Source organism: Cyclobacterium sp. SOCE241 (assembly GCF_056867545.1).
This window is the reverse complement of the sequence record NZ_CP149779.1, coordinates 2,329,717-2,349,471: the sequence shown is the minus strand read 5'-3', so window position 1 is coordinate 2,349,471 and position 19,755 is coordinate 2,329,717. Positions and strand designations below refer to the sequence as shown.

General features: G+C 36.4%; 14 protein-coding genes, 2 tRNA genes and 5 pseudogenes. 15 read left to right on the top strand and 6 right to left on the bottom strand.

What is annotated here, in order from left to right:
• Nucleotides 1–85: 85 nt before the first annotated feature.
• From WG932_RS11660 to acnA, 7 genes and pseudogenes are all read left to right on the top strand, one after another.
• On the top strand, nucleotides 86–1,285 hold the full coding sequence (locus WG932_RS11660; protein ID WP_483088040.1) for a PD-(D/E)XK nuclease family protein: 1,200 nt from the start codon (nucleotides 86–88) through the stop codon (nucleotides 1,283–1,285).
• Nucleotides 1,255–1,893 (top strand): RecB family exonuclease, encoded by a 639-nt coding sequence (locus tag WG932_RS11655; RefSeq protein WP_483088627.1) that lies wholly within the window; start codon nucleotides 1,255–1,257, stop codon nucleotides 1,891–1,893. The genes WG932_RS11660 and WG932_RS11655 overlap by 31 nt, the downstream gene beginning before the upstream one ends.
• A gap of 647 nt (nucleotides 1,894–2,540) precedes the next feature.
• Nucleotides 2,541–2,744 carry a response regulator gene (locus tag WG932_RS11650; RefSeq protein ID WP_483088039.1) on the top strand — a complete coding sequence of 68 codons (204 nt, stop codon included), beginning with the start codon at nucleotides 2,541–2,543 and terminating at the stop codon, nucleotides 2,742–2,744.
• Between the two features lie 53 nt (nucleotides 2,745–2,797).
• Nucleotides 2,798–3,594: pseudogene (locus WG932_RS11645) on the top strand (MlaE family ABC transporter permease).
• A 1-nt stretch (nucleotide 3,595) separates the two neighbouring features.
• Complete coding sequence (locus tag WG932_RS11640) at nucleotides 3,596–4,348, top strand: ABC transporter ATP-binding protein (protein ID WP_014018419.1); 753 nt, start codon at nucleotides 3,596–3,598, stop codon at nucleotides 4,346–4,348.
• Nucleotides 4,345–5,317, top strand: a pseudogene (locus WG932_RS11635) (MlaD family protein). The gene WG932_RS11640 and the pseudogene WG932_RS11635 overlap by 4 nt, the downstream one beginning before the upstream one ends.
• A 135-nt stretch (nucleotides 5,318–5,452) precedes the next feature.
• Nucleotides 5,453–8,231: pseudogene (acnA, locus tag WG932_RS11630) on the top strand (aconitate hydratase AcnA).
• Between the two features lie 69 nt (nucleotides 8,232–8,300).
• Here the strand turns inward: acnA and WG932_RS11625 are convergent.
• Both WG932_RS11625 and WG932_RS11620 read right to left on the bottom strand, forming a co-directional pair.
• A tRNA-Lys gene (locus tag WG932_RS11625) sits at nucleotides 8,301–8,376 on the bottom strand.
• A gap of 55 nt (nucleotides 8,377–8,431) precedes the next feature.
• A tRNA-Arg gene (locus tag WG932_RS11620) sits at nucleotides 8,432–8,505 on the bottom strand.
• Nucleotides 8,506–8,636: 131 nt separating this feature from the next.
• On the opposite strand from WG932_RS11620, the gene WG932_RS11615 reads away from it, so the two are divergent.
• From WG932_RS11615 to WG932_RS11600, 4 genes are all read left to right on the top strand, one after another.
• Entirely contained in the window at nucleotides 8,637–9,311 is a 675-nt protein-coding gene (locus WG932_RS11615) for a CBS domain-containing protein (RefSeq protein ID WP_483088038.1), read from the top strand.
• Nucleotides 9,304–10,119, top strand: coding sequence for a DUF294 nucleotidyltransferase-like domain-containing protein (locus WG932_RS11610; protein WP_483088037.1), 816 nt, complete (start codon nucleotides 9,304–9,306; stop codon nucleotides 10,117–10,119). Before WG932_RS11615 ends, WG932_RS11610 begins: the two co-directional genes overlap by 8 nt.
• 142 nt (nucleotides 10,120–10,261) lie before the next feature.
• Nucleotides 10,262–10,558 carry an MATE family efflux transporter gene (locus tag WG932_RS11605; protein WP_483088036.1) on the top strand — a complete coding sequence of 99 codons (297 nt, stop codon included), beginning with the start codon at nucleotides 10,262–10,264 and terminating at the stop codon, nucleotides 10,556–10,558.
• Nucleotides 10,492–11,592: an MATE family efflux transporter gene (locus tag WG932_RS11600; protein ID WP_483088626.1), complete on the top strand. Its 1,101-nt coding sequence runs from the start codon at nucleotides 10,492–10,494 to the stop codon at nucleotides 11,590–11,592. The genes WG932_RS11605 and WG932_RS11600 overlap by 67 nt, the downstream gene beginning before the upstream one ends.
• Nucleotides 11,593–11,725: 133 nt before the next feature.
• Here the strand turns inward: WG932_RS11600 and WG932_RS11595 are convergent, their stop codons facing one another.
• Complete coding sequence (locus tag WG932_RS11595) at nucleotides 11,726–12,499, bottom strand: endonuclease/exonuclease/phosphatase family protein (protein ID WP_483088035.1); 774 nt, start codon at nucleotides 12,497–12,499, stop codon at nucleotides 11,726–11,728.
• A gap of 349 nt (nucleotides 12,500–12,848) precedes the next feature.
• On the opposite strand from WG932_RS11595, the gene WG932_RS11590 reads away from it, so the two are divergent.
• The 3 genes from WG932_RS11590 (at nucleotide 12,849) to WG932_RS11580 (ending at nucleotide 15,685) form a co-directional block, all read left to right on the top strand.
• Entirely contained in the window at nucleotides 12,849–13,808 is a 960-nt protein-coding gene (locus WG932_RS11590; RefSeq protein WP_483088034.1) for a sensor histidine kinase, read from the top strand.
• Between the two features lie 439 nt (nucleotides 13,809–14,247).
• A complete protein-coding gene (locus WG932_RS11585; RefSeq protein WP_149392497.1) occupies nucleotides 14,248–14,679 on the top strand; it encodes a response regulator in 432 nt (143 codons plus the stop codon).
• A gap of 4 nt (nucleotides 14,680–14,683) precedes the next feature.
• Nucleotides 14,684–15,685 carry a response regulator gene (locus WG932_RS11580; RefSeq protein WP_483088033.1) on the top strand — a complete coding sequence of 334 codons (1,002 nt, stop codon included), beginning with the start codon at nucleotides 14,684–14,686 and terminating at the stop codon, nucleotides 15,683–15,685.
• A gap of 9 nt (nucleotides 15,686–15,694) precedes the next feature.
• Here WG932_RS11580 and WG932_RS11575 read toward each other — a convergent pair whose 3' ends face one another.
• Nucleotides 15,695–16,249 carry a GNAT family N-acetyltransferase gene (locus tag WG932_RS11575; protein ID WP_149392495.1) on the bottom strand — a complete coding sequence of 185 codons (555 nt, stop codon included), beginning with the start codon at nucleotides 16,247–16,249 and terminating at the stop codon, nucleotides 15,695–15,697.
• 110 nt (nucleotides 16,250–16,359) lie between these two features.
• Nucleotides 16,360–17,162, bottom strand: a pseudogene (locus WG932_RS11570) (exonuclease domain-containing protein).
• A gap of 636 nt (nucleotides 17,163–17,798) precedes the next feature.
• Here WG932_RS11570 and dnaB point away from each other — a divergent pair.
• Nucleotides 17,799–19,383 (top strand): annotated as a pseudogene (dnaB, locus tag WG932_RS11565) (replicative DNA helicase).
• 19 nt (nucleotides 19,384–19,402) lie between these two features.
• Here the strand turns inward: dnaB and WG932_RS11560 are convergent.
• The gene (locus tag WG932_RS11560) at nucleotides 19,403–19,705 is read right to left on the bottom strand and encodes a tetratricopeptide repeat protein (protein WP_483088032.1); all 303 of its coding nucleotides are present in this window, start codon (nucleotides 19,703–19,705) and stop codon (nucleotides 19,403–19,405) included.
• Nucleotides 19,706–19,755 lie beyond the last annotated feature (50 nt).

Here is a 19,755-nt window from a genome sequence, read left to right as displayed (position 1 = left end):
CAGTATTGAACCTTTTGCCCGACAATGTGAATAAGGTAAATGTTACCATGGGGTATCCTGTCAAACATACCCCTATTTTTACTTTTTGGAAGCGGTTGTAGATTTACAGAGGTATAGTAAAATAGTGAATGAGGAGTTATTGTTTTACTATAAGCCTGTCAAAGAATTATTGGCTACTGTTTATTTATACGACCTTGCACCAGAATTTTCTCAACATTTAATTGATGAATTTTCCAGGAACAATACATTGTATATTTCTTCAAAGGTTTTAAGAGAAGGTGGTCCTTTGTTTGCTCAAGTCTTTCAATCGATGACCACTGCTACCTTGATGGATAATATGCTAGCACTAATCAAGATGCTGGCAGATCCTTTGGAAGAAAGTAGCATGGAGCGAACTTACCTGTTTCAGTGTTTCAAACAAATGAATAGGTTGAAGGTGATTGTGGATAAGGAGATTAAAGAAGAAGTTAGTATTGCCTTCCTGCTAAGGATTTTTAAACAAGTCTTCGGAGAAATCAAGCTTCCATTTAAAGGCGAACCATTGCAAGGCTTGCAATTAATGGGGGTGCTGGAATCGAGAAACTTGGATTTTAAAAGGGTTATCATTTGCAATATGAATGAAGGGAGTTTTCCTCCTTCCAATTCAATGAACTCTATGATTCCTTTTAATTTGAGAAAAGCATTTGGTATGCCTATTCAAGAACAAAATGATGCCATTTATGCTTATACATTTTATCGACTTTTGCATGAAGCTAAGGAGGTTCATTTGCTTTATACCACTGCAGGAGAACAAGGCAAAGTCAATGAGAAAAGTCGATATATCCATCAGCTTCAGATAGAGATGGATCAGGATGGGGTGCAGAAAGAAGATACCATTACCCATATTCCTGTAAATTTATCACCGACTAGGGCTATTGTAATCGAGAAGGACAAGTCAATTATAGACCATCTTAAGAAATACACAAAGCCATTAAATAGTGAATGGGAACCTGTGTCTTTTTCTCCATCAGCACTGAATGTTTGGCTAGATTGCAGGCTTAAATTTTACCTTAGCTATATTGCGGGCATTGATGTTCCCGAAGAGGTGCAAGAAGAAGTGGATCCGGCCATATTTGGCAACCTTGTCCACAAGTCATTGGAAAACTTGTACATGGGGTATATAGAAAGGAAAAAGCGAAAGGTTTTACAGGTTAGCGATATTGAGGAGCTTAAGGATTTTATCTATCCGGCAGTAATGAAAGCCATAAAGGAACAATATTTCCTCGAAGAGAAAATCCCCAACTGACAGGTCAACTTGTAATCGCCAGAGATGTTTTACAGAAATATTTACAGGGTGTTTTAACGAAAGATAAGTTGTCCGCACCCTTTGAAATAATATCACTTGAAGCCGGAAAAAAATACCGTGCATTTGTTCCAATTGAGTTTCATGGTGAGGAAGTCTTGGTAGCCTTAGGGGGAATTATTGATAGAGTGGATAGAATAGGGGATACAGTACGATTAATAGATTATAAATCCGGACAAGATAAAAAGACTTTTAAATCGGTAGAAAGTCTATTTGACAGGGAAAGTTCTGATCGAAATAAGGCTGCCATGCAGACCTTCTTTTATGGTTTGTTATATGAGGCCAACTTTCCGGATAATCAATATTTTTTAAAACCTGCATTGTTTAATTTGCGTGATATATTTAAAGATGATTTTAACCCTTACCTGCAAGAAAATTATGGGTACAGAAAATACCGTGAAGTGAATAATTACGCCGATTATAGGAATGATTTTGTTTCGGGTTTAAGAAGTTTGCTTGAAGAGATTTTTGATCCGAATCAGGTTTTTGATCAAACTACCGATTTACAAAAATGCGGATACTGTCCTTACGCAGCAATCTGCTCCCGTTAAATAGGGACGGGGGAGACCATAAGCTTTAAAAGAGAAAATAATCCATAGAATAGTGTGTGGCTAAGGCAAATAATAGGGCATTTTGCTTATTTTTGCCGGATAGGATCATCTTGCGTTAAATAAATAAACCTAATGGTAGAGAAATAAATTTAGCTGATACCTAACGTTGTTAGTTAAATGCACTATAAACTGATAAAATAAAGTGGGTTTTTAAGGTGAAAGTAAAGGATTGGCAGGGTTTTTTCTTAATTAAGGTTAAGTTGTATCAATTTTGCAAGTAAGTTTTTCTATTATTTACTAACGTTGAAATACAATCATGGATTATCTTTCTGATAATAAAGGGAACAAGGTGCCATTATAAAGGGTTTATTGTAAGGATAATTTTGAGTTAGCACTGATATCCGAGAAGTCTAACTTAATAACTTATATGTTGAAGTATTTCAGAATTGGAAAACATAATGGGTAGAAACAAAATTATAGGTGGAGAAAGTTAAAAATACAACTGTAGTTTTTGTTGATGATGACAGAGTCCAACACATGATCAATAAGCGGATATTAGAAAAGTTAAAATTGAAGTTGGACGTTTATTTTTTCATAACCCTCTTGAGGCTTTAAGTTGGTTAAGTGAAAATTACGTTGATGTTATTTTGCTGGATATAAATATGCCTGAAATGGACGGCTGGACATTTTTAGGTCAAATGAAAGCCAAAGGTATTAAGGGAGATGTAAAAATGTTAACTGCATCATTGGATCCTGAAGACTTGGAAAAGAGCAAGATGTTTGATCAGATAAGTAGCATATTGATTAAGCCCATTAAAGAAGAAGATTATTTAAAGTTTTTGACCAATTAAATTCATTGGTCGATTTTAATATTTAATTAGCATCGAAAAGATACAGAAATAGTATGGCTGAAAACTTAAAAGGAAATGATAAGGTATTTAGTAGGCGAATAGATAATTTTTTTATTGGGCTGGAAAGAGCCTTTCAGTTTGTTAAGAAATTTTTTGTTGAGGTTTGGGTGCCTCCCTATGAGTTCAAAGAGGTGATTAGACAATGTTATCGCATAGGTTATAATTCTCTCCCATTAATTTCTCTTACAGGTTTCATTGTTGGGATTGTGTTTACCAACCAATCCAGGCCTTCACTTTCGGAATTTGGGGCTACTTCTTGGTTGCCGGCATTAATTTCTATAGCAGTGGTTAGGGCAATGGGACCCTTGGTTACTGCCCTAATAGCAGCGGGGAAGGTTGGTTCTAGCATAGGTGCAGAAATTGGTTCAATGAAAGTAACCGAACAAATTGATGCCATGGAAGTTTCGGCAACAAATCCTTTTAAGTTTTTGGTGGTTACTCGGGTATTGGCCAGTACATTTATGATTCCCATTTTGGTTTTGTACACCGATTTTGTTGCCTTGATGGGGGCGTTTTTAAATGTTCATGTCAATGAAATGGTTAGTATTAGTACTTTTTTGTACAAGTGTTTGACTCCATATCTTTTCTAGACATTAGTTCATCGATGATTAAATCATTGGTGTTTGGATTTACCATTGGTATGGTAGGTTGCTATAAGGGATACAATTCAACCAAAGGAACAGAAGGAGTGGGTAAGGCAGCAAATTCAGCTGTGGTCATGGCCATGTTTTTAATATTTATAGAGGAATTATTGTCCTTACAGATTACCAATTTCTTTAGGCAGTTATAATATGAAAGATACAGTAATTCAAATAAGAAACCTTTCCAAGTCCTTTGGGGATATGGACGTTCTAAAAAATGTAAATTTGGACCTTTACAGTGGGGAGAATTTAGTGGTTTTAGGTAAATCCGGAAGTGGGAAATCGGTTTTGATCAAGATCATGGTTGGTCTGCTTAAACAGGACAGTGGGTCAGCAATAGTTTTAGGTCAGGAAGTGAGTCAATTAAACCAGAAAAAGCTGAATGAATTAAGGTTGAAAATCGGTTTTTCGTTTCAAGCGAGTGCATTGTATGACAGCATGACTGTGAGGGAGAATCTGGAATTCCCTTTGGTAAGAAATGTCAAAAACTTGAGTAAAACGGATAAAGATAAATTGGTGGAAGAAGTGCTGGAGGGGGTTGGTCTTATTCAAGCCATTAATCAAATGCCATCTGAGTTATCAGGAGGGCAGCGTAAAAGAATAGGTATTGCCCGAACGCTTATCTTGAAGCCAGACATAATGCTTTATGATGAACCCACTGCCGGTTTGGACCCAATCACCTGCATGGACATAAATAATTTGATCAATCAAGTAAATGAAGAGTACAAAACCACCTCTATCATTATTACGCACGACTTGACCTGTGCCAAAGTTACAGGTGACAGGATGGCTGTATTGCTAGATGGACACTTTGGCAATACAGGGAAATTTGAAGAGGTATTTGAGCATGCCGTGGATGGCAGAGTAAAATCATTTTATGACTATAATTTCATCGAACAATGAAGAATGATAATAAACGATCGGTTACAGTTGGCATCTTTGTGCTAATAGGAATCGCAATATTAGTTGTAGGTATCTTAACCCTAGGTGCACAACAAAAGGCTTTTGTTAAAAGTATACGTGTAACATCTGTATTTGACGATGTAGGAGGTTTGCAAACAGGGAATAATGTTTGGTTTTCAGGTGTGAAGATTGGGACAGTAAAAAAATCAATTTTTACGGAGAATCTCAGGTAGAGATTGAAATGAATATTGAAGCAGCTGCGAAAGAATACATTAAAAGAACTCCAAAGCCACCATTAGTTCTGATGGGCTTATAGGGAATAAAATCATTGTAATTTATGGTGGATCAGGTCAAGGTCCGGCCATTGAGGATGGTGACGTTTTAACTGCTGAAATGCCTTTGGATACAGATAAAATGATGGAAACATTGCAGGTGAATAACAATAACTTGGTTTCCATTACAGAAGATTTAAAAATACTTACCCATAAAATATCTAGTGGAGAGGGAATTGTGGGAGCTGTTCTTACAGACAGTACATTGGTAAAAACTTTTAAAGCCACCATGCAAAACTTGGAAAGAACTGCAGCCAATAGTGATAGAATGACTGCTGAGTTAGCCAAATTTTCGAATGGGCTTAATCAAAAAGGTGGCTTCGTAGATAAAATGCTCAATGATACTACCCTTTTTGCAAGTCTTAAAACCACTGCAGAGCGCTTGGAATCTACCTCAGAAGAAGCCAGCAATGCTGCGAAAAACTTTAGTGATGTAAGTGAAAATTTAGGAGATTCTGACAATGCTATAGGGATGTTGTTGAATGATCCGGAGTTTGCAGCTTACTTAAAAAGCACCATGAGTAGTTTGGATACAGGGACCGTAAGAATGAACGAAACACTTGAAGCGCTTCGATACCATTGGTTTTTCAGAAAATCCTTTAGAAAACGAGATAAAGCAGATGCGGCTTCAGAATAAATTGAATAAAAAAAGCGGAACTTGTTTCCGCTTTTTTTATGGCCTTATAATTGATAGCAATAGGTTATATTAGTATATTAGGTAATATATTAGATCGAAATTAATATCCACTTTATAAATAAACCAGTTTATTTTATGACAAAAGATCCATATAAAATTATTAAGAAGCTTCCATCCTCTAAAGGTGATCTTAGTTACTGGAGTCTGGAGGAATTACAAAAGCAAGGATACCCAATAAATAAACTTCCTTTTTCAATTAGAATTCTTTTAGAAAATACCCTCAGGAATTTCGATGACTTTGCCATTACCAAGGAAAATATTGAGACCCTTCTCAATTGGAAACCTGAACCTTCGGAGAAGGATATTCCTTACAAACCTGCTAGGGTATTGATGCAGGATTTTACAGGGGTACCTGCAGTGGTAGATATCGCCTCTCTTCGTGCAGAAGCAGTACGAAAAGGCAAGAACCCCGAGAAAATTAATCCATTGATACCGGTAGATTTAGTAGTAGACCATTCCGTGCAGGTAGATTATTTTGGTACCAATTACTCCTACAAAAAAATGTTGATGTGGAGTATAAAAGAAATGGAGAAAGGTATGAATTCTTGAAATGGGCTCAAAAGTCTTTCAATAATTTTTCAGTGGTACCTCCGGGAATGGGGATTTGCCACCAAGTAAATTTAGAGTACCTTGCTCAAGGGGTGATTTCTAGAGATGGAAATGTGTTTCCTGACACTTTAGTAGGAACAGATTCCCATACCCCTATGGTCAATGGAATTGGTGTAGTTGGTTGGGGAGTAGGGGGTATTGAAGCTGAAGCAGCAGTATTGGGCCAACCCATCAATTTTATTATGCCGGAGGTAGTAGGGTTGAGGTTAACCGGTGAATTACCTTTGGGAACTACCGCCACCGATATGGTTTTAACCATTACAGAACTCCTAAGGAGGCAGAGTGTGGTAGGAAAGTTTGTGGAAGTCTTTGGTCCGGGTTTGGATGGATTATCTGTTCCAGATAGGGCTACAATTTCTAATATGTCTCCTGAATTTGGCTGTACTGTTACTTATTTCCCTATAGATGATCGGACCTTGGATTATATGAAAAGGACCAACAGGGATGAAGCGCAAATTAAGCTCGTGGAGAGCTATGCCAAGGCCAATATGCTATGGAGAGAAAATGAGGATGAAATAAATTATTCTTCCGTAGTGGAATTGGATTTAAGCACGGTGGAACCAACAGTTTCAGGCCCAAAAAGACCACAGGATAAAATTCTTTTAAGGGAGTTTAAACAGAAATTTGGATCCCTTTTAAAAGAGGTGCATGGTAGGGAATACATTCCTATAGAAAAAAGAGAAGTAGGAAGGTGGCTCGGTGAAGGTGGAGGCAATCAGCCCGTGGAAAATAGTAATAAAAGTGTAGAAGGAGACCTAGAGATCAAAACCAAAGTTAAGAATGGTTTAAAGTCTGTTGGGGTAAAATTGCATAATGAGGAATTTGCACTTTATGATGGTTCCATTGTTATAGCGGCCATTACTTCTTGTACCAATACCTCAAATCCTAGTGTGATGATAGGAGCCGGGTTGATCGCTAAAAAAGCAAGAGAAAGAGGCTTGGATGTAAAACCGTGGGTGAAAACTTCTTTGGCGCCCGGTTCAAAGGTGGTAACTGATTACCTACAACATGCAGGATTACTAGAAGATTTGGAAGCCTTACGTTTCCATGTGGTAGGGTATGGTTGTACCAGCTGTATCGGAAATTCCGGTCCGTTGCCAACTCATATTGCAAAAGCAGTTGAGGAGAATGATTTAGTAGTAGCTTCTGTGCTGTCCGGAAATAGAAACTTTGAAGCCAGGGTTCATCCGCAGGTAAAAATGAATTACCTGATGTCTCCGATGTTAGTCGTTGCCTTCGCTTTGGCAGGAAGGGTTGATGTTGATTTAAATAACGAACCTCTAGGCTATGATCCTAATTTGGAACCTGTTTATCTAAAAGATCTATGGCCAAGTAATGAGGAGATTTTTGAAGTTTCCCAAAAAGTGTTGTCTCCAGGGGATTATAAAAAAGTTATGGGGAAATATTTGAAGGAAATGAACAGTGGAGGCAATTAAAAGCACCAGAGGATAAAGTATATCAATGGTCCGACCACTCAACCTATATTAAGGAAGCACCATTTTTTAATGGCATTTCCGAGGAAGTAGATGAGCCGAAAGAAATACTTGAGGCTAGGGTTTTATTAAAGTTAGGTGATTCTATTACAACAGATCATATTTCACCTGCGGGCTCATTCTCTCCAAAATCTCCTGCCGGGAAATACTTACTTGATAAAGGGGTGGAACAAGCCATGTTTAATTCCTATGGTTCAAGAAGAGGTAATGATGAAATAATGGTGCGTGGGACTTTTGCCAACGTTAGGATAAAAAACCAATTGGCGACTAAAGAAGGTGGTTATACAACGCATATGCCTTCAGGAGAGGAAATGACAGTGTTTGATGCTTCTCGTAAATATATTGCCGATAAGGTGCCTTTACTGGTTCTTGCAGGGAAAGAATATGGAAGTGGGTCGTCGAGGGACTGGGCTGCAAAAGGAACCACCCTTCTAGGGATTAAAGGGGTAATTGCAGAGAGTTATGAAAGAATACACCGATCAAACCTTGTGGGAATGGGAGTATTGCCCATGCAATATGCTAAAGGGCAGTCAGCAGCATCCTTAGGGCTTACAGGTAAGGAATTGATTTCTATCGAAGGGATTAATGAAGGATTGACACCTTTGAAGGTCTTAAAAGCAACGGCTAAAAAAGAAGATGGAAGTATTGTAAGTTTTGATGTAGTTGCCCGCCTTGACTCTTTGATTGAAATAGAGTATTACAAAAATGGAGGTATTTTACACTATGTGTTAAGGCAATTTCTGAAAGCCTAAATCTAAAGGTTGGAAAGAAATTCCAAGCTAAAAATTAAAAAAGCCTGTTTAAAATAAACAGGCTTTTTTTGGTGATCCCGCTGGGGTTCGAACCCAGGACCCTAACATTAAAAGTGTTATGCTCTACCAGCTGAGCTACAGAATCGGAAATAAATTAGAAGTAAACTTTTACTCCTAAAACGCTTAAGATTTTGACAATGTGATCCTGTCAGGACTCGAACCTGAAACCTACTGCTTAGAAGGCAGTTGCTCTATCCAGTTGAGCTACAGGACCTTTTTTTGCTAAAAAGAAACTGGCTTTTCAGCCCTTTTCTCTGTGCTTTTTCAAAAGCTTGTGCAAATGTAAGGGAGTTTTTTTTAATTGCAAACACTTAACCCGAAATACTTTTTATTTCTTCAAAATGAATGGTGATCTTTACAAAAAAATATGTTCCTATGGTACCGGTGCACTTGACTCCAATTGATGATTTTTATGTTAAAACCTTAAGTGAAATACCACTTAAAAGGGTGCTCTATTGTGCTCCTGATACCCCTGTTTCCAAAGCTGCACAAATCATGCGGGATGAAAAATCCAGCTGTTTGTTTATTGGAGATAATTTGGACAATATCCGTGGGGTGATAACGGACATAACCTTAAGGGATAATGTGCTGGCCAGAGAATTATCTGCCCAAAGTCCCGTAAGTGAAATTATGGACGACAAATTAGTGGCCATTTCCAAGGACGCACCGGTTTATGAAGCGCTGCTACTTATGTTTCGAACCAAAACCCGGTACTTATTGGTGGAAGAAGACGGACGTTATATCGGTGTTACAAGTAGAAATAAAATTTTGACTGTTCAATCTCTTTCGCCCTTTGTGTTTATTCAATCTGTAAAACAAGCACTTGATGAGGTCGAGTTAAAAACAAAATGGAGACAAGTGCCGGGCATTGTAGACCAATTGATTCAAAGAGGTGTTAGAGCAGAAATAATTAATCAAATTATTTCGACAATTGCAGATATCATTACCTTGAGGGTGATTGAACAGGTAATCAAGAAAAAGGTGAACCACCTGCAAAATTTGTTTTTTTGTTTTGGGTAGTGAAGGTAGAAAAGAACAAACCTTAAAAACAGATCAGGACAATGCAATTATTTATGAAGACAAGGCCAATGAACAAAGGGAAATGGTTCGTGAATATTTTCTGGATTTTGCTAAAACGGTCTCTGATAAATTGAATGAAATTGGTTTCGATTATTGTCAAGGAGGTTTTATGGCCAGCAATCCAAAGTGGACGCACTCGCTTTCTCATTGGAAAAATAATTATGCCAGTTGGTTTAAAGAATCATCAATGGAGACTGTTTTGAGTTATGGGACCTTTTTTGATTGTAGGTCTATTTATGGTGAATTTTCCTTGCTAGATGATTTGAAAGCCTTCATGGATGAGCAGTTGCACTTCCCTCTGGAGCGATTTTTCTATAATATGGCTCAGAATTCACTTCAATATGACACACAGTTGACCTGGTTGAAGAATATTAAAACCTTTAAGGTGGACAAAGAGGAAGTTTTTGACATCAAGAGAGCAATGGCGCCAATTGTTAATGCAATGAGGCTTTATGCTTTAGCCAATAGGGTGTTTGAAACCAACACAGGGAAAAGGTTAGGAATTCTCACCGAACGGAAGGTTTTCAAGCCCAAAGAGTCAGTGGAGTTGTTTCAGGCTTATTATTATCTAATGGGGCTTAGATTAGAAAAACAAGCGGGTGCAATCATTAATGAAAATAACAAACCCTTGAACTATATAAAGATAAGTCAACTTACCCAAGTTCAGCTGGTTACAATTAGAGAGATATTTAAAGTAATCAGGGATCTTCAGCTAAAAATTAAAATACAGTTTACCAAGTCATTCTAAAAAACTGTTCCATATAGTTTCTTAACCACAGTAGTGGTCAACTAAGCTCTGAAGAGAGGAAGGAGCAGTCCGAGGGAAAGATTGTAGTTATAATAACAAACATTTTTCCCTATAAGCCGTACCAAGTTGTACCCCTTTTTTTATGCAAAACAAAAACGACTTATTCGGTCAAGCCCCAATTGGTAACTTATTACTGAAACAAGCACTTCCAGCAGCGGTTGGTATTCTTGTCTTGTCTATTTATGGGATTGTAGACACAATTTTTGTGGGACGGTATGTAGGAGCATTAGGGATAGCCACTATAACTGTGGTTTTGCCTATCTCGTTTTTAATTTCAAGTATAGGGATGTCCATAGGGGTAGGGGGGCTTCAATTATTTCGCGGTCATTTGGGGACGGAAATGATAAAAAAGCTTACAATACTTTCGGGAATCAGATAGGAATGACATTAACATTGGCCCTGTTGTTTGTAGGGATCGGTTATGTTTTTGCAGAAGAAATTCTTAAGCTATTCGGAGGAAAAGGTGATGTGTTACAGCCTGCCAAAGATTACTTTACAATCATTCTAATAGGAATTCCATTTATGGCCTGGGCCATGATGGGAAACAATGTGATAAGAGCAGAAGGCTATCCAAGAGTAGCCATGTACACGCTTATCGTTCCGGCAGTTTTTAATATTGTTTTAGACCCGATATTTATTATTTGGTTTGACATGGGGTTAAAAGGGGCTGCTTGGGCTACGACCCTATCGTATATGGCCAGTGCCATTTATTCATTGTGGTTTTTCGTATTTGGAAAATCAAGTATGAAAATGGGGTTGGAATGGTTTAAACCCAATTTAAAAATCAGCTCTGAAATTGCTTCATTGGGCGCTGTTACTTTAGCCCGGCAAGGAACCGTTAGTATTTTAGCCATCGTATTAAATAACGAACTTTTTAAATATGGTGGAGAGCAAGGTTTGTCTACCTATGGGGTCATTAACAGGGTCATGATGTTTGCCAATTTCCCTGTGCTAGGCATCACTCAAGGCTTTGTCCCTATTGCAGGATATAATCACGGTGCAAAACTTAGGGACAGGGTGCAGCAAAGTATCAAATTGGCCATTAAATCGTCAACACTTGTAGCTTTATTGATATTTATCCTGATATTGACTTTCGCAGGTGCCATAGTTTCTATTTTCACGGAAGATCAGAATTTGATAAGTGTGAGTGTTCCGGCCATGCGAAAATCATTTTTAGCGACACCTTTGCTCGCTTTTAGTTTAATAGGGAGTGCTTACTTTCAAGCCATCGGAAAAGCCAAACCTGCATTATTACTTGCATTAAGTAAGCAGGGTATATTTCTCATTCCTTTGGTAATGATTATGCCGGCACTATTTGGTTTAGAAGGTATTTGGTACGCCTTTCCTCTTGCAGATACGGGAGCAGCCATTATCTCCTATTACTTTCTGAGAAAAGAGACCAAGGCATTATAAATTTATTTTTTTGGGTTAAGTTTAAAAGTGGCTTGAACAGGGTAATGGTCAGATAAAAAGTCCGGAGCTCCCTGATTCGATATTTCAGCATGAATAAGCTGAGCTTCTAAATTTGGACTGACCAAGATATAATCTATCCTTTGCTGGTTTTTATCAAAATCTGAGTTTGAAAGATCTTTACCAAAAACCAATGTTGGGAATGATTTTTTATTGTTATCAGCTTGTTTTTTTGGACTACATCTATTAAAGGCCATGAAAGAAATTTAGAAATTACGCTGTAATCTATGGTTCCAAGTCTTAAATTTTGATAGGCCTCAGGCCCATTTTCTGCCCGCCTAAGGCTATCTGAATGCTGTTTTCTTTTTAATGAAACTGTATTTTGGGCATCAAAATTTATATCGAAAGGGGATTGGGAGTTAAAATCCCCTAAAATAATTAATTTGTTTTTCTCCTCACCAAGGATGCTCTCTTGTGCATAATCGCTAATAATTTCAGCCTCTTTTCTCCTAAATGCCCAATCGTGGGGGCTTAAATGAACCACTATAAAATCGATACCGTAGGTTTTTACATGGAGCATCCCATGCCATAATCCTCCAAGCATTTTTGTTTTTAACTGGATGGGTTGTTTTGAGGTGATCCCTATTGGGTAGCCGTCTTCTTTCAGTAATACTGAATACTCATGGCCAATTTCTTTGGCCCACACTTTTAGCTCCTCGGAGGTAAAGTTGTTAAGTTCTTGAAAACCTATAACATCGGCATCTACCTCTTTTAGCCATGCTGTCATTTTTCTTTTTCTTTCCAAGTCTTTTCCCCAGTCAAAGCCATTCCATATATTATAACTAAGTATTTTTAGGCTGTCATTTTGGGCCTTAAGCGGTTGATTGAATAGTCCCATTAAAAAAAACAATGGGCATAATTTAAAAAGGAGATAACGCATTTTGAAACTGATTTTACTGATAAATAATACAGCCTAAAAGTAAAACTTAAATTTTTAGGAAGGTAATTTTAACATATTAATAAAGTAATAAATTTTAATGAAAGGATGTTTTTATTTTGTGATGAAAAATAAGTTTTAGTCAATACATTGGATTCTTTTTTTATATTGAAAGGTGAAGGTTTAGTTAAATGGAAAGCAAATCATTTTATTACAATAAGTTAAGTTTAAATAATGGGAGACTTTTTTATTAGATATTTAAGGTAGTAAGAATAGTTTAGTATTTTGCTCTCTTCAAAATTGGTGACAAAGAAAGGTTTTTATGTCGTGGATGTATATGAAAGCAAGCTTAAAAATTTCATTGATCTATATTGTAGTTGGCACATTTTGGATTGTCTGGAGTAATAATTTCATCGAATATGTTCTTGCAGACTATAGCAGAGAAACAATTGATTTAATTAAAGAATTAGACAACATTTTGTACGTTTTGTTGACAGGTGTCTTATTGTTCTTTTTAATTAAAAGGCAATATAAATACATGGATGATAAGGTAAGAGAGCTTGAAAGGGGGAAGCAAATCATTGAAAATGAGCGTTTAAAATCAGATCATTCCAAAAAACAATTGGATCAATTTATTATTGTAGCTTCCCATGACTTGGCAGGGCCTGTACGTCAAAGTCAAGGGTTTTTGGAACTCTTTATTCGAAAGAACCAAGGGAAATTATCTCAGAATTCTATAGATTTTTTACAGCTTACATTAGATAATTTTCTAAAAATTAAAGCCATTATCAATGATCTTTCTATGTTTTCACAGCTTTCAGGTTTAGAAAGAAAAGAGGAACTGGTGAGTTTGGATGAAGTTTTTGAGAAAGTACTTCACCTTAATTCAAAGAAAATTGCTGAGCAAAAAATTGGGCTTAAAATTGCCCCTTTACCATCAGTAAAAGGTGACTATAAATATTTTATTCAATTATTCGACCATCTGATAGCCAATGCTATTAAGTTTAAAGATGTTTCCAGATCGCTAAATATAGAGGTCTCAGCAATAGTCCATGATGAATTCTGCACGGTGGAGGTCAGAGATAATGGGCGTGGTATACCCATTGAGAATTTAGAAAATGTGTTTTATGTTTTAAAACGTTATGATTATGGTTTTATTAAGCGCGGGACTGGTATGGGTTTAGCAATATGTAAAAGAATTGCAGAAGGATTGGGAGGACAGATTTGGGTAGAATCAACAATTGGAAAAGGAAGTGTGTTTTATGTAAAACTTAGGGTTTAGGTTTTTTTATTTTACCTCTACAATAATGAATTAATTTTTTTGGCAGATTTAGAATTTGGAACGGCTTTATATAGAGCCAAGCATTTGAACTTTGGTTTAAATCCCAACCATTTAAAATTCTGAAGAAGTTTAGTTTAAGGCAAGATTAGTAAGTATTTTGATTAATTGTTTAGGTTTATATCTGTGGTGGTTTGATGGTGGGTGGTAATAAAAACGTGTTATACTATAAGATTTTGTTGTTATTGTTAGAAATTTTATCTTTTTCGAAATAATTTTACCAAAAAATTCTGATTATGAAAAAAGCGATATTGTTCATTAATATTCAATTCTTCTGTGTCTTTGGAAAAAATAACGTATTTTTGATTCAAATTAATGAGGTCTAGGGAAACCTCATAAATTACAGGTAGGGTATTTCTAGGGAGAATTTAGAAATTAGATTATGGAAAGGTTAAACATTCTTTTGGTTGAAGACAATGAAGGAGATATATTCCTAATTTCAGAAGCTCTGGAAGAACTAGACTTACCCATACAAATAAGCTTGGCAAAGGATGGAAAAGAGGCTGTAGAATTTTTGGATTCATGTCACGGGATGGGGTATAAACAAACACCCGATTTGGTCCTGCTGGATATCAACTTACCCTTCAAAAATGGTCAAGAAGTCTTGAAATTTATCAAGAATTCTGACGATTTAAAGCGTTTGCCGGTGATTATGCTAACCACTTCATCCAATCAAAGGGATATTAATGAATCCTATTCAAATCACGCAAATAGTTATATTGTTAAACCTTTCGGCTCGGGAGGATACCAGGAAATTCTCAATAGAATACGAATTTTTTGGTTTTCACTAGTAGAATTACCTTCAAAAATTTAAGTGGATGAGTTCAGTTAATGAGGTTATTAATTTTTTAATTATTGAGGATAACGAAGGTGATTTCGTTTTAATTTCAGAATCGATAGAGGAAAATTTTCCTTATTCAAATATTGATTGGGCACCAACCTACGAGGAAGCCCTTAATCATAAATTTGACGATTACGATGTTATTTTACTAGATTTAAGCCTTGATAATATTAGTGGAGAACCCTTAATTAAGGACATGAGGAATAGGGCTCCAAAAGTGCCAATCATAGTATTAACAGGCTACACCAATAAAGCTTTTGCTTTAAAGTCAATTGGTTTGGGTATGTCCGACTATCTGATAAAGGATGAATTGCATCCTGAGATTTTGTATAGGAGTGTTATTTATAGCATTGAAAGAAAGAAAATCTTTAATAAATTAGAGAAGTCTGAGGTAAGATATAAAGAGCTTTTTCAATTTAATCCACTTCCAATGTGGGTTTTAGATCAAAAAACCAATAATATTTTGAGTGTTAATGAGGCCGCTATCAGGAGTTACGGCTTTTCGTATGAAGAATTTCTTGAAAAATCCTTTTTGATATTCAGATTGAAAAGGTTGAGTCCACCTCACCCTCACGAGAAAAAGAGCCAAATTATTGTGAAAAAATTTCGGGACTTCACCTACATAAAAAAGAAAGGTGATACCATTACCGTAGAGACAAGCGTAAATAATATAAATATTAATGGTGAGGATGTTAAACTGGTGTTATCCATTGATGTGACGCAAAAATACATCCATTTAAGAACGATTGAGAAACAGTATAAGCAACTGAAAGAAATTTCATGGGTGCAATCCCATATTGTGAGAGCGCCGCTTGCAAGGCTTATGGGTCTGGTGAACCTTTTTAAAATGACAAAAGTGGAATTGCCTCAAGAAGAAAAAGAGATGCTAAAACATATTGAAGTTTCTGCTGAAGAACTTGATGGCGTTATCAGGGATATCAACGAAAAAGCTTCGAAGGTAAAAGGGTCGGGTTTCTAGTTTTTCCTTTTAGATATTTTTCGTAAATACAAAATCGTCCATTACATACCCTTTCCCAATTGGAATAATAACATCTTCGATTTTTTTGAAACCTTGTTTGGTATAGAATTTAATCGCAGAATGATTGTATTTGTTGACGTTTAATGTCAGTTTTTCAAAAGAGTTTGAACGTCCATATTCTTCCAGTTTTTTTAGAAAAATGCGGCCTATTCCTTTGCCTTGAGCAGTAGGGTCAATATATAATTTGTGGATTTTTATCTTATCTCTTAATTTTAAATCGGGCTCAAAGGCCATAAATCCTAAAATTGAGTCATTGAGCATGGCCAACCAAAAAACAATTTCTTTTCCTGCAATTTGTGTGTGGAGTGTATCTGTTGCGTACATAAGCTCTAACATGTATTCCAATTGGTTTGAGCTTAAAATATTTTTAAATGCAATAGGCCATGTGATCCTTGCAATGTTTTGAATCTGAGGAATGTCTTTTACGGTCGCTTTTTGAATACTGATCATCTTAAGTATAATGAATGAGGCAGTAGTATCGATGGTTTTCTTACTTGAACCCAAAACAGCTTGATTTGGAAATGGACAGAGTAAGGGTATTTAAATTACCATTCCTCCAAAATCAAGAATTTGGAGGAATTGTTTTTTCATTATGTTTTCACATCATTATCTATTTACAAATTAAAACCTCTCAATTTTACTTGTGTCAGTTTTCTTTTGGTGTCAAGAGGGAAATCCCCTTTCATCATCCAATCATAGTATCCCGGCTCTTCCTTAAGTACTTGGGCAATGGGCTTGCCTTTTTGTTTGCCGAAATTGAAACACTCTTCTCCATTATCGTTAAACACGAACCTCCCTGCAAGATCCACCATTCTTTCATTGATCATGTTATGAATTTTCTTCATGTCATTTTCAATTATCCCAATTTTATTACCTTGAAGGTCTTCAAGTTCTTGACCCTGATACCTTTCTATTTGGGACTTAAAAACCTCATAAGTAGCGATGGTGTCTGCTTCAGCACTGTGCGCATTTTCCAAGGTTTTGCCACAATAAAATTTATAGGCGGAAGATAAATTTCTTTTTCCATCATAAAAAAGATCTTTTGGGCATCAAGTAAATTTCTTTTTTCAATGTCAAAATCTATTCCTACCCTAAGGAATTCTTCAACCAATAGGGGGATATCGTACTTGAGGACATTGAAACCTGCCAAATCAGCGCCTTCAAAAAAACGAAACAATTCCTTTGCCACGTCTTTAAAAGTAGGTGCATCTTCCACATCCTTATCATATATGCCATGAATTAATGAGGTTTCTATAGGGATAGGAACGGTGGGGTTAATTTTTAGCGTTTTTAGTTCTTGGCTTGAATCAGGAAAAATTTTTAGTATTGAAATTTCAACAATTCTATCAGTAGAGATATTAATTCCTGTGGCCTCAAGGTCAAAAAATGCAATGGGCGTTTTGATGTTCAAATCCATTTCTTTATTTTTTAGTATTATGAAAAATTAATTGTTATTAAAAATGTTAAGGAAAGCCGCTGCTGAAGCAGTGGATGATTTGTGTTGTTATAGGTGAAACTTTCCTGGGTAATTTTAATGCAAATATAGTGATTTTCCTTTGCTAAATTCGGATTTAACCTAAGTGAAATAGTTTGATTACCTAGGCCTTTCCCTTATAAAATTGTAGGGGTTTCCTAAAATACTTTGAAAAGTATTGCCCTTATTTCCCCTTAACTAATCCAAAATTTCGTTTTAATCTGTTTAAACCAACGAAAAAAGCACCTTTTGGTTGGGTACAAATCCTTAAATTAAGTTTCGAATTTTATAAACAGAGGGTTTAGCTTCTAGATGGTTATAATTTACGACATTAGGTGAAATATTTGCTTATCAGATGGTAATTGGAAAAAGGGAACTTTTTTGCTTATAATAAAATTAATGTTTTCTCTTTCTCTTAGGACTATCGTAACTTTTAGCTGTGAAGCTAGACGGTTTTTGTTTTCCCAATAATTATCGTGGCTTTATAATTGATTGTTTAAGTTGCTGTTAGCCGAATGTGGATAAGATAGTGTATAAATTGTTTAAAATCTTTGACTTTAATAGGGTACTTTTGTTATTATGTCAGACAACAACAGCGATAGAAAAGAACGTAAGGTAAATACAAGGAGGCGGCCAAATGAATCCTTATCAGCCTTAGGGAAGTTACCACCTCAGGCCATTGATATGGAAGAAGCTGTTTTGGGCGCGCTGATGTTGGAAAAAGATGCATTGACTGCTGTAGTAGATATACTTTCTCCAGGTAGTTTTTATAAGGATGCGCATGGTTTGATTTATGAAGCAATCCTTGATTTGTTTAACGCCGGAGAGCCCATAGATCTATTGACTGTGGTAAATCAACTCAGGAAAAATGGAAGCTTGGAATTGGCCGGGGGAGTTATTTTTATTACTGAGCTTACTTCAAAGGTTTCATCTGCCTCAAATATCGAATACCATGCACGTATTATTACTGAGCAGGCAATGAAACGTGATATGATAAAGATTTCCTCTGAGATACAGAAAGAAGCATTTGAAGATACTACAGATGTTTTCGAATTACTGGACAAGATGGAGCAGTCTCTTTTTGAAATTTCTGAGAACAATATCAAAAAGAATTATGTGGACATGCGTTCAATTATGCGAGAAGCCATAACGGAACTAGAAGGTAAGAAAGGTCAAAAGGATGGTCTCACAGGGGTACCTTCCGGTTTTACGGCCTTGGATAGGGTTACCTCAGGATGGCAAAAATCTGATTTGGTTATCATTGCAGCGAGACCTGCTATGGGTAAAACAGCCTTTGTGCTTTCAGTTTTGCGGAATGCTGCTGTAGATCATGACAGGCCTGTAGCAATATTCTCTCTGGAGATGTCCTCCATTCAGTTAGTCAATCGTTTGATCAGTTCTGAAGCTGAGTTGGATTCTGAAAAATAAAAAAGGGAAACCTAGCTGATTATGAATGGCAGCAATTAATCCATAAAACAGGTAAATTAACTTCCGCACCATTGTTTGTGGATGATACTCCCGCTTTATCCATTCTTGAATTAAGGGCAAAATGCCGTAGGCTAAAAGCTCAAAATGACGTACAATTAATTGTGATCGATTACCTTCAGTTAATGTCGGGAGATAGTAAAGGAGGGAATGGAGGAAACCGTGAGCAGGAGATTTCAAGTATTTCTAGGGCATTAAAGAAAATTGCCAAAGAATTAAGTGTTCCTGTCATTGCACTTTCTCAGTTATCCAGGGCTGTAGAAACAAGGGGGGAGATAAAAGACCTCAGCTATCAGATTTAAGAGAGTCCGGTGCGATTGAACAAGATGCAGATATTGTTATGTTTTTGTATCGTCCAGAATATTATGGTATCACAGAGGATGAGGATGGTAACAATACAGCTGGTGTAGGGGAGGTTATAATCGCCAAACATAGAAATGGTTCTCTGGAAAATGTTAAATTGAGGTTTATTGGTAAGTATACTAAATTTACTGATTTGGAAATGAATGTTCCTTACCAACAGCAGCCCCAAGAAGCTCTTTATGGGAGTCGCTTTCCTAGTGGTGCTGGAGGTAAAGGGTTTGATGATGAAGGAATGGTTCGAATGGGCAGTAAAGCCAATGGTGATTCAGGTGGAGAAAATCCTTTTCCTGGAGGGAATGAACCGGCACCATTCTAATCGTTTTCAAACTGGAAGTTTAGATAGGCATTTTCCAATTCTTTTTAGCATGTAAGTTGTTTTGTGCTTTTGCTAATTCGATGCCATCAGAAAAGATTTTATCGGCTTTTTGCAATTTTTCCTCGTTTGCAAAAAACAAGGCCGCATGATAATAAGTGGCCAGATAGTCTTTATGTTCTGTTAATAGTTTGTTAAAATAAAAAGAAGCCTTTTCTTTGTCTTGATATTGGTATTCCAAAGCCAAAGCATATAGGTTGAAAGGATTTTCGGGTTCTTTTTCAATATAATTCAGGAGTTCTTTTACCCTGTCTAAATGTTTCATGCTCATGGAATTAATTTGCTTAGTTGTTTATTTTAATGACAAATTTAAAT